Genomic DNA, 15,043 nt, shown 5'->3' with positions numbered 1-15,043 from the left:
TCGTTTTTTTGTGTCTGAATAAAGTGTTATTGGACGTTAATGAGGGGAAAATGGATGTATAAGAGTGAACGAATTGTATGCTAGGCTATTGTTTTAACGGCAATGTTTTATAAAATTCCTGATTTTCTAATTCTCAATTATGCTAATGGTTTCATTTTTCTTTTTGCAAGGTGAATGCGTGAGACAAGTTTTACCTAAATATGGGATTGTTTGCATTAATATCCACGGGTAAATGATAGAATTACCCTGTTTTTTTCGTTTGTGGACGCAGTATGTCATGAGAACTCTTTTCAATAATCATGAGCTTTTTAGCCAAATAGCGAAAACAGCCATTGTGTATTCGATTGTGCCTTTGGCTTACTTTATCCCTGTCTTTGCTTTCTCAATTCCTATCGAGTCGGTATACGATTATCTACTTGAAGTGACCCGTTTGTATTGCGTTGTTTTGATTGCTTCGATGGTGAGTAAGTTAGTTAAATCTAAAGTGATTAAAATTGGTTTAGGTTTCGCCGTGTTTAATGGCGCATACGATGCCATTACCGAGATCATCGCAATAGATAATGCAATCAGTGGTCCTTTCCCATTTGCAGACGCATTGCTTGATGAAGCTCTACTGATTGCTGCTTATGGCTGTGTACTATACGGCTTGTACCATCACTTTAAGAGAGTGAATACTTTATCGCTTACCGACAATTTAACCAGTACCTATACAAGATCGGCACTGGATTTGATTCCTGTGGGTCAATATCAGTTGTTTTACTTTGATCTGGATGATTTTAAACAGATCAATGATACACAAGGGCATAATTTTGGTGATCACGTGCTCAAGACCTTCTCTGGCCACATGATTGAGGCGTGTGGAGAATCGGGCTACATATTAAGGTTTGGTGGCGATGAGTTTATTGCGCTCGTTGATATGAAAGATGCTCAATCTTTTATTGATAGCGTTTCCCACGCTTGTGATGCGGATAAGGTGAAGTTTAGCTATGGTACCGCAGCTTGTTTGAACAATGACTACAAAACCGCCATAGCAGAAGCAGACGAAAACCTCTATCAAATGAAGAAGTACCGTAAGTCAGATTATGAGCACGTATTTGGTTTAAATTAATTAAGTTTCGCCCTAGTAAGCCTTAATACCATAAGCGCGCAATTTACTAGGTAAAACTTTATCTAGTTGGTCTATTTCGTCAGTGAAAATTTCAATCAGTGGGAATTCGTGTTGCTGATATATCGCACGGATTGCCACTCTTTCTTTTTCCTCTGTCGCGCCGTTATCATCCCCCCAATATTGAAGGTAGACCTTGCCACTTGGCAGGTAAAAATCGCTCAATACATCTTGTTCTATCGGCAGTTGGCGATCGTATGCGTGCACAACGCCGTTAAGATACAGCCAATTATCGATACGAAGCTCTCCTTGCGAGCGTACATAGTGGCCATCTAACGTGCGGTGTTTAGCTTCAAATTTTTGGCGAAAGCTTGAGATAGACTTATCTGTGGCATGCGCCTCGGCATCTTGCCCTAGAAACTCCACCACAGACTGTTTTAGACGTTTGTTACGTACGATAGAGTCATGCCACAACACGTACTGTTGCTCATTGTGGTTGTCCATTTGTTGTTGGCCGCCGTGGGTCAAACCAGATGGGCTCACTTGCCAGCCTTTGTCCACTCTTGCTATCCATCCAAGCTCGCTCAATAGCTGGTTGACCTTCTTTGCTGGAAGCTTTAGTCGCTCGCCTATTTGGGTCGCGCTTAGTAATTGACCACTGGTGGCGTCGGTATCTATCAAGAGGTTTTCAGGCCAAACAATAAACTGGCCAAATTTGCTGTGATTGACGTACTCACCACCAAATTTACTACCTAACTCAGTAAGTACCCAATTATCTTCATGGCGGTTGATGTAGCCAGCAAGTTTGAGGTCGCCAAACAGCGCTTTTGCTTCTACGTTTCTCAACTTGGCAAGTTGTGAGGTGGATATTTTCTGCTTGGCCAAAATAGACTGTCCTTGTTGCACCGATAACGCACATTTTACCCATCTTATTTTTCGGCGCTACTGTAAGGGAAGATAATGCGGAGTGGATTAAATTGAAGCGATGAAAAAGGAGGCCGAAGCCTCCTTGATTAAGATTTAAAAGTGTTTAGCACCACTTGGTTGCGCCCCAACCCTTTTGCTTGGTAAAGCGCTTTGTCGGCGCGGCCAATGGTAATGTGCTGAGTGGCATCGGCCTGAGTGATACCAATACTGATGGTCGCTCTCACTTGTTGGCCATTAAACTCGATGGCCGTTTTTTCCATCAGCTGACGAAATAGTTCACATTGCTCATAGGCGTCGTTTTGGTCATTGGCGTGAAACAGTACACAAAACTCCTCGCCACCGTAGCGAGCAAGGCTGATCGCACCAGGTTTAGGGAAGCATTTTTCCATCAACTCAGCGGTGGCTAAGATGACTTTGTCGCCACACAAATGGCCGTATTGGTCATTGAGCTTTTTAAAGTGGTCGAGATCGCAGAGGGCAAAGTAGGCACTTTCATCCTCGACGTTACGCTCGATTTCCTCACGGACAGTCATTTTATTGTCGAGATGGGTCATGACATCTTTACTACGCAGTTGCTTGTGAAGCAGTAAATTTGAAAGTGCGACTTCGGAAAAGTCACGAATCATACGTAGCACGCTATGGTATGTCGGCAGGAATGATTGCACATAGATAACCGCAATAAGTTCTCCCTTACTGAAAAGAGGAATCGAATAATGGCGGGATTCAATTCGCAGTAGTTTAGCCAGAGGATCGGCGTATTTTTTGCCGAAATAGCTAAAGTTATTGACTGAAAAACTTTGCGCTAGGCGTGGATCCGTGAGGATGATTTTACTGTTGCCGTGGAAGTCTATGGTACTGAAATGACCGTAGTCAGCATCGTATAAGCAAAACTGCACCCCTTGGTGAGGCAAGAAGCGATCGAAAATGTGGCGAAGGTGAGACTTAAAATCTGCCATCTCATGCTTGGTGTTGAGTTCCGCCAATGATTGGTTGAGCTGATAAGAGAAGTAGTTAATCGCGATAGCGAGCAGTAATAGGGAGGCGATCACAACTGCTGTGAGGGAGAATTGATAAGAGGTTGCCAGTATATCTGCCCTGTCTGTGCCCGATATAAACACCCAACCATAAGGGTTGTTGGCATCAAATACTGTCACTTTGAACTGGTCTCGATAGTAGTATTCGTGCTCGCCAAACTTGATGTTTTTCTCAATCAGTTCGTTGATGCCGCTATGGAAGCTAATCGACTGGGTGCCGATGCGTGCTGGATCTGGGTGAAATATCAATCTGCCTGTGTGCTGATCGATAACAAACACATAGCCTTCTGAGAGTGTGCGTAAACCACGTAGACTTTGCGTGGTGTGCATTAAATCGAACTCTAACCAGATTTCTTTAAGTTTGTTCGGTGTGTATTTCACCGCGAAAACCCAGTAGTTTGGCTTCTTCTCATAAAGTGATGAGACAGCGATGTCGCTTGATAACCTTTGCAGTGGCGTCCACTGAATATCCGCTTCTTGCTCTGCTGTCACGCTTTTTAAATTGGCGGAGCGGTACTGCTTGGTTTCATGGTTAACTGAGATGATATCCGCATACGAAGGGGAGTGCTTAAGAATACGCTGAGCGGTATGGTCAAATTCAGTAACAGATTGAGCGTCGTGAAGAAGATAGAGTTTACTGATTGCCGCTTCGACTTGGGCTGAAACAAGGTGCGATGAAGTATTGAGATTGGCCAGAGATTGTCGATGAGCGTTGAGCTCAGAAGAGTTGAGTTGTTGATACGCGAGATAAATCATCCCGAGGGATAACAGTATTATGTACGGCCTGAGCGTACGTATAATGAACTTAGGTAAAGCCATGATTAATATTATTTGCCAACGTTGTTATGCATACCCTGTGATCTAAATAGCATTTCTATTCAATACGGGCTGATTATTGTGATTTGTGTCGCGTATACTAAACGCATTTTCTACGCATATCAATGCACAGTGTGATTTAAGTTGGCGGTAAATCGGGTATAAAAAAGGCGCTAATACAGCGCCTTAGAGAGGAACGATGGTGTAAATTTAGTTACGTTTGAAGTGAAATATCGCCATGGAGACAGGCTCGATAAGGATCTGTTTGTTATCAATACTTTGATGAAGTTTATGGCTACTGGTATTGCAGATCATATTCCATTGTTGATCATTTTTACTCGGTAGAGTGAACCTTGCTGGTGCATTGGTTTGGTTGATGCAGTAAAACAACTCGTCGCCTTCTTCATCGATGCCTAAATGGAGCGCAACAGAGGTGAGGTTATTCCAATCATCATGTTCCATAAACTTGCCGTCGATCCGACGCCAGAAAATGCGATTGTGATTACGGCGCTCGCCACTAAACGCGCGGATAAATGGCAGCATGTATTCTTGTCTTGCTGCGACCATTTCAGCTAACCAATTTTTAAAACTTTGCTTGCGTTCGTCTATTTGCCAGTTTATCCAGCTGATAGGGCCGTCTTGGCAATAGGCGTTGTTGTTTCCTTCTTGTGTATGGGAGAGGACATCGGCGGTTAAAATGTGCGGTATGCCAAATGCAAATAACAAGCTAGCCATAAAGTTGCGCTTTTGCTTTTCACGCATCGCAATGATTGATGGTCGAGTGGTTTCTCCTTCTTCGCCGTAATTCGCCGAGCGGTTATCGCCGTGACCGTCGCGATTTTGTTCACGATTTTTATCATTGTGCTTTGATTTGTAAGAGACCAAATCTTGTAAGCAGAAGCCGTCATGATAGGTGATGTAGTTTACAGTGAGTCGATATGGCCAATTCGCTGCGCTGTAGAGATCACGCGAGCCCATGATTCGAGTAGCAAATTCCGTTAAGTAACCGTTATCACCCCGCCAGAAGCTTCGGGTAATATCACGCAGGCGATCATTACATTCATTCCAGCCGAAAGGAAAACTGCCAACTTGGTAGCCATTTGGTCCAATATCCCAAGGTTCGGCAATCAATTTGGTTTGCTTAAGCACAGGATCTTGCGCAACGGCTTTAAAGAAGCCTGCTCCAGGGTTGAAGTGGTCACCTTCTCGTCCTAGGGTTGCCGCTAAATCAAAGCGGAAACCATCTACGTGGAACTCGCTTACCCAGTAACGCAGGGTATCCATTACCAGATTGAGTGCGGGTTGATAAGAAAGATCGACTGTGTTGCCGCACCCAGTATAATTGGCGAAATGAGTGCCGTGTTTGAGGTAGTAGTTTGAATCTAATGCTTTAAGGTTAAAAATAGGGCCATCACCGCCGCCTTCTGCTGTGTGGTTATACACCACATCGAGAATGACTTCGATACCATTGCGGTGCAGTTCTCTAATTGCTGTTTTTAGCTCAGCGACAGCATCTTTGTCGGCATAGCGTGGGTCAGGAACCATGAATAAGTAGGGGTTATAGCCCCAATAGTTCACCATGCTCTCTTTGAGTAAGTGAGGTTCATGCATACATGCTGCGACTGGAAGTAGTTGTAGGGTATTAATGTTTTGCTCACGGTAAAACTGGAGCATTGCTTCACTAGCTAAGCCTAAATAACGACCTTGCTGTTCTGTAGGTACTTCAGGGTTTAGTTTACTCACGCCTTTAACATGAGTTTCAAATAGCACCATTTCATCGCGAGGGCGATTCGGTGAGCGAACGTTCTGCCAATCGAAATCATCTTCGATCACAAGGCATTTAGCCAACTGAAAACTTTTGGTTGAATCGAATGGCACTGCGTAATGCAACGCTTTATCGAGCGCTTTGGCATACGGGTCTGAGAGGTAGTGCTCGTTTCCGTCTTTGTTTATTACGTATCCGTATTTTTGACCCGCTTTAATCCCTTCGATGTAGGTATGACGAATGCCAACGTAAGGTTGACTTAATTCATGCGTGCTGAAAAATCCGTCCTCATCAAATAGCGCCAAACGAATGTCCGAACTATCTGGAGAATAGATTGAGAAATTGCACCCTTTAGTATCTAAAGAGGCCCCTAATGGGTATGGGCTAGAGCTTGGTAAAGTCATTGATGTCGGTAATCGTACTTGTTGAGGCGAAAGCATAAGTAAAATTCTTTGAGTCCAAGAGGTCAAGCGCCTCTCAACCACTAAATAATAGAGCAGAGATGAAAGTTTATTTCAGACTAATTCATCTTAACTCTCTAAATAGTGAACTATATGGCATTTTGTATTACAAAGATTTGTCTAATCCTAAAGAACTCCACCTTCTAACCGTGACGTAGCTCGAATAAACGCCGTTTTGGTAATTCTTTCATCCTTTCTCATCCCCCCTAAATAAATTTGCGGTGGAGGAAGTCGTCCTTCTCGTTGTTGGTTAATCTTTGCTCGTTGAAACATCAAGGGGTTTAACAACCTCGTTCGATTCTTTCTCTCTTTTATTCATGGTGTTACTGCCTATGCCCTGAATCAAACAGAAATAGATAAGAACAAAATCAAAAAACAAAAAATACCCTACAACGGTAAATGGAGTTAATAATGAAAAAAGTAAGTTTAATTGCTGCCGCAGTGGCTGCTTCTCTAGCTGCTGGTTCAGCTTTCGCAGTTGATTTTAATGGTTTCGTACGTGCAAGTACTGGTGTGAGTGGTGAGACTGGTGCTGACATTACGTGGCAAAAAGCGAAGCTAGGCCGTCTAGGTAACCAAGGCGACAACTACTACGAGTTTGGCTTTAACGAAGAGCTACAAACTGGCGAGCAGACTTGGCGCGTTGAATCTATGATTGCTCAAGGCAGCGACAGTTCTAATGGTTGGGTTGGCGGCGACGTAAACGTTGCTCAATTCGCAGTTAAAGCGAAAGGCCTATTTGAGTTTGACCGTGACGCAACACTATGGGCTGGTAAAACTTACTACCAACGTAAAGACGTTCACATTAGCGACTTCTACTTCCTAGATACATCAGGTACTGGTATCGGTATTGAAGGTGTGACTGTTGGTAAAGATATGAAGCTGTCTTTTGCTGTAATCGAAGATAAAGGCTCTCAAAAATCTGATACAGAAACTGAATTTGTATTTGATAAAGAGCAGTGTACAGGTACAGGTACTCCGGCTGATGACAGTTGTTACAAGTCAGTAGCATCTGATGAAGATGTTAACGCACACAAAATCGACCTTCGTCTAGCTAACATCGGCCTTTGGGAAAACGCATCTCTAGAGTTAGCAGCAGTTTACAACTTTGCAAGCGAAGGCAGTGACCAAACAGTAAAAGCTGACGATGGCGTGCTAGCAACTGCAATCATCCAACAAGGTCTTGATACTGGCTTTAACCAAACAGTATTCCAGTACGGTACAAGCTCTTACGGTAAAGATATGGCTGGTCTAGGTGCGGGTTCATACTTTGACCGTTCTGGCGACAACAACGATGCTACTGGTTTCCGTATCTTTAACTGGGGTGTGGCTGGCTTAACCGATAACATTGAAATCGGTCACAACGTTCTTTTCGCAAAATCTTATGATGTAGGTTCAGCGAAAGTTGAGCACGACCTTGCATCTATCGTTGTTCGTCCAATGTACAAATGGAACGACAACATGCGTTCTGTACTAGAAGTAGGTTACTTCACTGAAGAGAAAGGCGCAGACAAGTCTGAAGGTAACAAGTTCACTCTAGCTCAAGCATGGGCAATGGGTAACAGCTGGTGGGCTCGTCCAGAAATCCGCATCTTCGGTACATACATTACTGATAGCGAAGGCACTACATTTGGTGAAAAAGGCGATTCAGACTTTATCCTAGGTGCATCTGTAGAAGCTTGGTTCTAAGCTAAGGCTTGAAGCATTAAATGTCCTGATAGCCGACCTTGTGTCGGCTATTTTTTAAATATTTCCTAGAGCTATTTAAAGGGAATATTTAAAAAATAATAATAAGGAATAACTATGATCCTCCGAACTATGATTTTAAGTGGTTGCGTGCTGTTAAGTGGCTGCCAACTTACCCAACCTGCCGAACAACACACGCAAGTAATTCAAACCAACAAAGCGGTCGCTTATGACCAATTACAACATTTAGCGGTGACGCTACCCGGTTCTGCCATCGTTGATATTAATGATAACAGTCAATACTTAAGCTATGCAGGAATAGACAGCCCAGTGGCGGTATTCGAAATTCCTGCCAATCGCGGCGAGTATAACCTTACGGTGACGAGCCTTATCGAAGAAACTGCGTTTGTTCCTCGCGCTGTGATCATTGATAAAGCTGGTAATCTAGTGGCTAAATATGATCAAGAAGAGTTTAAGTACACCAAACCTCGCCTTGCTGATGGTAACCGACTGGTGTTGGATACGGATTTTTTCCCGCCAGCGGGTAATGACTCTATGTATCTGATTGTTTATACCGACCAATCTGAACTTGGTGGTTATACTGGCGTGATTCACCCAGCTCAACTAGACGCTGAGGCTCGCGGTAATCACTTCCCGATGGATCCTGTTATGATCCCGAATGCACTTACCGGCAAGATTGAAGTGGAACTAGGCCGTGCGAGCTTTTTCCGTTTTGGTTCAGAGCCGAGCACTTCGCAAACTAGTCCAGTAGCTAACTTACCAAAAGAGACCGTTAGCCAAGTAGAAATCAAAACTGTGGTGCCTGAAACGCAAACTTACTACCACAACGCGATTAAGTCAGCGGTTGAATCGAACAATTTAGATAAAGCGCTAAGCCTACTTGATGAAGCCAAAGCACTTAATATTGAAGGTGCGCAAGAGATTTTTATTAAAGCGGTAAACGCGAAGTAAATACGCTTTGATAGGTATTGTTAAGCCCTCTTCGGAGGGCTTTTTACGTTTTAGGGATGTAATTTACCAAGTGTAATGCATCGATAAGCCGAATGACTCCGTGGTTGCCCAAGGCATCAGTTGAAAGTCACCTTGATATTGGTCTGTGAGAAAATAGCCACTGGCAATACCAATCGCTGCGCCGGCTAAAACATCTGAGTAGTAGTGTTCTTCGGCTTCGACGCGAGCGATCCCAGCTAAAATCGCAACACCATAGGCTGGAATGCCAACTTCCCACCCATAGCGTTGTTGCAGCGTGGTAGCCGAGGCGAATGCATTTGCCGTATGGTTGGATGGGAAACTGTCGTTATCACTGCCATCTGGGCGTTCTTTATCTACCAAAGATTTACCAATTAATCCCACTCCTGATGCGACCCCAATACTAAAACCTGCCTGCTTTAAGCCTTGCCAATCTCGATGATAAGTCGGTATCAGTGCTGCGGTGGCCACTAAGCCGTAAGTGGAGATGTCTGAAATTTTATCCCAAGTATCGACACTGCTACCCCAAGCTAGGTTGGGTAACAAGCTACTAAATATGAGCGTTGATGTGACGATCAGTTTGTTCATGACGGCCATCCTTGTAGAAATATTGCTTTTTAGTAGGCGAGATTATCGGGGATGAGGCGTGAAATAAATGTAACTAATTGCACCGCGGTGACTGCAATGTGGCTCACAAAAATCAAGATTAATGCGGATTGGCTGTAAATAATAAAGTGTTTAATAACAGAATGTTGATGGTGATTGTTGGTTTTCTCGGTTGATTTGTTGATGGCTTAACTTTGACTCTCGATTAGCTTTTCCTACGCTTAAATGTATGCGATTTATTACCACGTCAGCTGAAAGGAGACACTATGGCGACTTTTAAACAGGACATTCCAAATCGAGTAACGGTTTACCATGATGACATTGAGCAAGAGAAAGCATTGAAGGAAGCAATGCTTCCCGAAAAACCGCGCTACTTCAATGGCTCACCCACATATCAAGCAGAGAGTATCGATTCGTTTAAGCAGCATTTAGATCAAATGGGCATGTCGCTTGAGAAATAAATCTACTCAATGAGCGCCATTAACTGTTTTGTTTAGGAGAGCTCAGTAAATAATAAAGCCACTGCAAATTGCAGTGGCTTTTTGATGTTGAAGCTGAAAAATAACAGCCTCGTTATTGCTGTTAGTAGATAACGAGCTGTTAATGTTGCAAGTAACTTAAGCGCTTTCCGCTTGGTCGTTATCTTGCTGCTCTCCTAAGAAACCGCCAGTCTGGTGCGCCCAAAGCTGAGCGTAAATGCCATCATTTTGCAGTAGTTCTTGGTGCGAGCCTTGTTCGACCACTTGGCCTTGGTCTAGTACGATAAGGCGATCCATGGCTGCAATTGTCGATAAACGGTGTGCAATCGCAATAACGGTTTTGCCTTCCATCAGTTCGTACAAGCTTTCTTGAATCGCCGCTTCGACCTCTGAGTCGAGGGCAGAGGTTGCTTCATCCAAGACTAATAACGGCGCATCTTTAAGTAGTACACGAGAGATGGCGATACGTTGACGTTGACCACCAGAAAGCTTCACACCGCGCTCACCTACTTGGGCATCGTAACCTACATTGCCAAATGGGTCGTTGAGGGTCTCAATAAACTCATGTGCGTGCGCTTGTTTCGTTGCTCGCATCAGATCTTCTTCACTAGCATCTGGTCTACCGTAAAGGATGTTTTCACGAATAGAGCGATGAAGCAGTGATGTATCTTGGGTCACCATACCGATGTTGCTGCGCAAAGATTCCTGAGTAACATCAGAGATGACTTGGCCATCAATGGTGATCTTGCCTTGTTCTACATCGTGGAAACGCAGCAGTAAGTTCACTAGCGTTGATTTACCTGCGCCAGAGCGGCCAACTAATCCCACTTTCTCACCCGGTTTGATCTCAAGATTTAGGTTGCTCAGTACACCTTTTTCTTTCTCACCGTAATGGAAGCTTACATCTTCAAAGCGAATACGGCCCTGAGACACTGCCAGTGGTTTCGCGTCTTGTTTATCTTGGATATCGATAGGTTTTGAAAGCGTCTTCATGCCATCGACAACGGTACCCATGTTTTCGAATAGAGCACCTACTTCCCACATGATCCACATCGACATACCGTTGATACGTAGGGCTAGACTCACCGCAATGGCGATCGCACCCACACTGATAGCACTATCCATCCACAAGTAAATAGAAAGCGCAGCAATAGAAAACACTAAAATGTAGTTGGTGATCTCGACAGCGACATCAAAACCAGTAACCAAACGCATCTGGCGGTACACCGTTTTAAGGAAGCCTTGCATGCCTTCTTCAGCGTATTCGGTTTCACGTTTACTGTGTGAGAACAGCTTAACGGTCGCGATATTGTTGTAGCTATCGACGATACGACCTGTCATTAGTGATCTCGCATCTGCTTGTTCGGTAGCTACTTGCTTCAGCTTAGGGACGAAGTAAAGCTGAATACAAATATAAGCGACAAGCCAAGCAAGCATCGGGATCATTAAGCGCCAATCTGCTTGAGCGAGTAGAAACACCATCGCAGTAAAGTAAACCGAGACGTAAACAAACACGTCCATGGTCTTCATTACCGTTTCACGCACCGCTAGTGAGGTTTGCATTACCTTAGTCGCAACGCGGCCTGCAAAATCATCTTGATAGAAGTTGATGCTCTGTTTTAGCAGGTAGCGGTGGGCTAACCAACGAATCGACATCGGGTAATTGCCCAATAATGTCTGATGGGTAAGCAACGAGTAAGTGACAACTAACACTGGCATAACGAGCAGCAGTAGCACACCATAGAAAATCAAATCTTGGCTGTTGTCTTGCCAAAACGTGTCAGGGTTACTGGTAGAAAGCCAATCAACCAAGCTACCCATGGCACCAAAGAGCGAAACTTCTACGATCGCAACAATAGTGGCCATGATAGACATGATAATCAGTGGCTTTTCAAACCCTCGGGTGTAATAGCGGCAAAAGGCAATAATACCTTCTGGCGGTTGTTCGGGTTCTTTTTCTGGAAAGGGTTTAGTAAATCCCTCAAACTTTTTAAACATACATCATCCTAAAACGTACAACAGAGTGGTTAACTCATGTTTTTAAGTATCTTTTGCAAAAAGTATCAATGACGATTTGTTGTGAGGAATCGTCCTAGATGAGTGGCGAGATGCTTATGGTATCTCTTTGTTGTGTGAATTGTAACCACCGAACAACATTTCATTATTCATTGTTATGAATATTATGCAGGTAATTATTATTAAAGGTATGGCTGACAATAAACCTTACTGTGAAATTGGTTTTTGACAGGAATATTTATGGATTACCGAGTTAATTAACAATTAACTCAGTAAAATGTCGATTAACATTATGTTTACAATCTTCTACAGATAGAACAATAAAGGAGTTTGTACTGATGTACGATATGCAAACCCGACTTAAGTCACCGCCTACATTATCCAATAAACAAAATGCTAATTGTGTGGTTATGGTACCGCCAAAAGAGTTTGGTTATAACCCACAAACGGCTCAAGACAATGAATTTCAGCATGTTGTAGACCTCTCTACGCAGCAAATTAGGCAACGCGCTATGTCTGAGTACCAATTGATGGTTTCAGGTTTGCGTGCCGAAGGTGTGCAGGTGATTGAACTGGATTATTTGCCCTCGGCAACGGCAACACCTGATGCGGTATTTCCGAATAACTGGTTTAGTACCACTTCTGACGGCCAATTATTTACCTTCCCAATGGCGTGTGAAAATCGTCAACAAGAAGTTCGTACTGATGAGTTAGTTTGTACGTTAGAAGCATCGGGCCGACAGGTCGAACAGATACAAGATTTACAGCCTAATATTAAGCAGCAGGCCTATCTTGAAAGCACAGGCGTCGTGGTGGCTGATCATGTCAACAAAACCCTATATGCGGCGTTGTCTCAGCGTTGTGATCGTGCTGTATTGGAAGAGTATGCTGAGCTTATAGATTATCGGCGCGTGGTGTCATTTCAAACCGCTTTACCTTCAGGCAACCCGATCTACCATACCAATGTCATGATGGCGATTGGTGAGCGGTTTTGTGTTATTTGTGATGAACTTATTCCGCAGTTTGAACGCTCTTTTGTGCTTAAATCTCTGGCGAAAGATAAGCAGATTATTTCTATTAGCTTGGAGCAAATGAATGCGATGTGCGGCAATGTACTTCAACTGGAAACGATTAATGGCCAAAAGGTGATAGCCATGTCGCAAAGTGCTTTTGACGCTTTTACGCCTACGCAGCGTAATCAGTTGTCGAGCCACGGTAAGCTATTGTCTTTTAATGTGGAGACTATTGAATCTATTGGTGGTGGCAGTGTGCGTTGCATGTTGGCGGAAATCTTCCTTCCGAGCCGCAGTCGCACTTTGTAACTTAAATTGAATCGGTGAAAAAAAGCGGCGTTTGACAATACGCCGCTTTTTTCGTTTATTCAGTAAGTTAATATGTTTGTGTAATTAAAAAAGCGATATTCTGCGTATTCAAATTTATGGTATTTACATCATCATTATTGTTGCAGGTCTTTGCGTGGATCATTTTGTCGTTTTGTCATTTTTAATTGTCTTTGCATGGGTGGTTATTCCTACCATGTTCTTCTTTACGCTTTTCTTAGTTGTATGTGGTGTTTTTAAAGCTACGGACAATGAAGTGTATTATCCAAGGTCTGCGTCTATCTTAACGTGGAGCCCAATTCGCGGAGTTTGGATTGGCATGTCGAGTTTTATGGAAGATCAAGCGTTTAAGCGTCTAGAAAATGGGCCTTTAAAGAGCCTTCTGACATCAATTTATCCTGTTTATTATTTATGGGATAAAACCTCTCTGATTGCGATACTGGTGATGATAGTTCTCGCTGGTGTCATGATGTTTGGCTAAGGCTAATTACTGTGTTGAGTACTCTGATTTGTCTTACACTTTTTGTATGCTGATAAAGGAGTTAGCCAATGGAAAAAATGAAAATGCGTCTGGTAGCGTTAATCAGTGTATTGCTCTCTGGTTGTCTAGGAATGCCCCAAGATGTCACGCCCGTCAATGACTTTGAACTAGAACGTTATTTAGGTACTTGGTATGAAGTCGCGCGATTGGATCACTCTTTTGAGCGCGGTCTAAGCGATGTTACGGCGGAATATCAGCTGCGTGAAGATGGCGGTGTTCAGGTTATTAATCGAGGATACAATGCTGAAACGGGCGAGTGGAAGCAAGCCGAAGGTAAAGCTTATTTTGTAGAGGAGTCAGATAAGGGTTATCTGAAAGTGTCGTTTTTTGGCCCGTTTTATGGCTCTTACATCGTGTTTGAATTAGAAAAATCAGGCTATCAATACGCGTTTGTTTCCGGCCCAAATAACGATTACCTGTGGCTATTAGCTTGCCAGCCAAACGTGGATGCCAAGGTTATAGAACGCTTCAAAAACATGTCTAAGGAGCGAGGCTTTGACACGTCGCAGCTTATCTTTGTCGAGCATAGGGAGTAATGGCTAAGCTACCAGCTGAGCTTTTCTCCCGAATAGATAAAGAAAGAGCCTGAATCCTCGGCCGTAGTTCGCTCAATTGAATCTATGATGGATTGAGCAACAAAACTGGGTTCGAGTAGTTGACCGGTTTTGAGCCGTGATTGAAATGGTTTTGAGAGTGAAGTGTCTGTTGTACCCGGATGAAAAGCGAGCACGCAGCAATTAGGCAGCTTATAACGCCATTCTATGCTTATGGTCTTTAACGCCATGTTAAGTGCCGCTTTCGAACTGCGATAGCTTATCCAGCCGCCTAACCGATTATCTTCAATACTGCCAATTTTTGCTGAAAGCGCCAAAAAGTGAGATGGCGTTTTGGATTTTAATGCTGACATAAAATGCTTAGCTAATAACAAACTAGGCAGAGTATTCATGTGTACGTTGTGAAAGAAAAAGTCGGGTTCAAAATTGGCGACGGATTTTTCTGGTTGATGAGTTTGAGTATGCAATAGTCCAATTGCATTGATGAGAACGTCGACATGGCTGATGTTCTTGGCAAGCGCACTCACTTGCTGTTCTTTGGTGGCATCCAGCTTGATCCATTGTACGTTTGGATAGTGAATAGTTGGCGAGTGATTGTTAAAGGTAGCGGTTATTTTCCAACTAGGTTGCAGCGCCGCATATCTCGCCACGATGGCTGATCCGATACCGCCACTGCCGCCAATGATAAGCACATTCTTCATTTGTTACCTCCAAACAGGGCAG

General features: G+C 43.6%; 13 protein-coding genes. 7 read left to right on the top strand and 6 right to left on the bottom strand.

The genetic code is table 11. The annotated features are described in order from the left end of the window. Positions 1-277: 277 nt before the first annotated feature. The gene (locus MU515_RS12375; protein ID WP_260260735.1) at positions 278-1,108 is read left to right on the top strand and encodes a GGDEF domain-containing protein; all 831 of its coding nucleotides are present in this window, start codon (positions 278-280) and stop codon (positions 1,106-1,108) included. A 12-nt stretch (positions 1,109-1,120) separates the two neighbouring features. Here MU515_RS12375 and MU515_RS12370 read toward each other — a convergent pair whose 3' ends face one another. The 3 genes from MU515_RS12370 to glgX form a co-directional block, all read right to left on the bottom strand. Then, entirely contained in the window at positions 1,121-1,990 is an 870-nt protein-coding gene (locus MU515_RS12370) for a glycerol kinase (protein ID WP_260260797.1), read from the bottom strand. Positions 1,991-2,118: 128 nt separating this feature from the next. After that, the gene (locus tag MU515_RS12365; protein WP_260260734.1) at positions 2,119-3,822 is read right to left on the bottom strand and encodes a sensor domain-containing diguanylate cyclase; all 1,704 of its coding nucleotides are present in this window, start codon (positions 3,820-3,822) and stop codon (positions 2,119-2,121) included. A gap of 270 nt (positions 3,823-4,092) precedes the next feature. After that, positions 4,093-6,051: a glycogen debranching protein GlgX gene (glgX, locus tag MU515_RS12360; RefSeq protein WP_260260796.1), complete on the bottom strand. Its 1,959-nt coding sequence runs from the start codon at positions 6,049-6,051 to the stop codon at positions 4,093-4,095. Positions 6,052-6,519: 468 nt separating this feature from the next. Between glgX and MU515_RS12355 the strand changes: the two genes are divergently transcribed. Continuing rightward, positions 6,520-7,797: a carbohydrate porin gene (locus tag MU515_RS12355; RefSeq protein WP_260260733.1), complete on the top strand. Its 1,278-nt coding sequence runs from the start codon at positions 6,520-6,522 to the stop codon at positions 7,795-7,797. Between the two features lie 114 nt (positions 7,798-7,911). Then, positions 7,912-8,766 (top strand): MalM family protein, encoded by an 855-nt coding sequence (locus MU515_RS12350; protein WP_260260732.1) that lies wholly within the window; start codon positions 7,912-7,914, stop codon positions 8,764-8,766. 63 nt (positions 8,767-8,829) lie between these two features. Here the strand turns inward: MU515_RS12350 and MU515_RS12345 are convergent, their stop codons facing one another. Beyond that, positions 8,830-9,381: a phosphatase PAP2 family protein gene (locus tag MU515_RS12345; protein ID WP_432816145.1), complete on the bottom strand. Its 552-nt coding sequence runs from the start codon at positions 9,379-9,381 to the stop codon at positions 8,830-8,832. A gap of 275 nt (positions 9,382-9,656) precedes the next feature. Between MU515_RS12345 and MU515_RS12340 the strand changes: the two genes are divergently transcribed. Next, positions 9,657-9,851 carry a hypothetical protein gene (locus tag MU515_RS12340; RefSeq protein WP_260260730.1) on the top strand — a complete coding sequence of 65 codons (195 nt, stop codon included), beginning with the start codon at positions 9,657-9,659 and terminating at the stop codon, positions 9,849-9,851. A 156-nt stretch (positions 9,852-10,007) separates the two neighbouring features. Here the strand turns inward: MU515_RS12340 and MU515_RS12335 are convergent, their stop codons facing one another. Then, positions 10,008-11,867: an ABC transporter ATP-binding protein gene (locus tag MU515_RS12335; protein ID WP_260260729.1), complete on the bottom strand. Its 1,860-nt coding sequence runs from the start codon at positions 11,865-11,867 to the stop codon at positions 10,008-10,010. A gap of 356 nt (positions 11,868-12,223) precedes the next feature. Here MU515_RS12335 and MU515_RS12330 point away from each other — a divergent pair, with 356 nt between their 5' ends. The 3 genes from MU515_RS12330 (at position 12,224) to MU515_RS12320 (ending at position 14,302) form a co-directional block, all read left to right on the top strand. Then, positions 12,224-13,207, top strand: a complete 984-nt coding sequence (locus tag MU515_RS12330; protein ID WP_260260728.1) for an arginine deiminase-related protein — start codon at positions 12,224-12,226, stop codon at positions 13,205-13,207. Between the two features lie 154 nt (positions 13,208-13,361). Then, positions 13,362-13,706: a hypothetical protein gene (locus MU515_RS12325; RefSeq protein WP_260260727.1), complete on the top strand. Its 345-nt coding sequence runs from the start codon at positions 13,362-13,364 to the stop codon at positions 13,704-13,706. A 77-nt stretch (positions 13,707-13,783) separates the two neighbouring features. Beyond that, a complete protein-coding gene (locus MU515_RS12320; RefSeq protein WP_260260795.1) occupies positions 13,784-14,302 on the top strand; it encodes a lipocalin family protein in 519 nt (172 codons plus the stop codon). 8 nt (positions 14,303-14,310) lie between these two features. Here the strand turns inward: MU515_RS12320 and MU515_RS12315 are convergent, their stop codons facing one another. Beyond that, a complete protein-coding gene (locus MU515_RS12315) occupies positions 14,311-15,021 on the bottom strand; it encodes an SDR family NAD(P)-dependent oxidoreductase (RefSeq protein ID WP_260260726.1) in 711 nt (236 codons plus the stop codon). Between the last annotated feature and the right edge of the window lie 22 nt (positions 15,022-15,043).

The organism is Vibrio intestinalis (genome assembly GCF_025195085.2).
Classification (GTDB): Bacteria; Pseudomonadota; Gammaproteobacteria; order Enterobacterales; family Vibrionaceae; genus Vibrio; species Vibrio intestinalis.
Note: the sequence above shows the minus strand (reverse complement) of the source record. Positions and strands in the feature narration are given on the sequence as shown.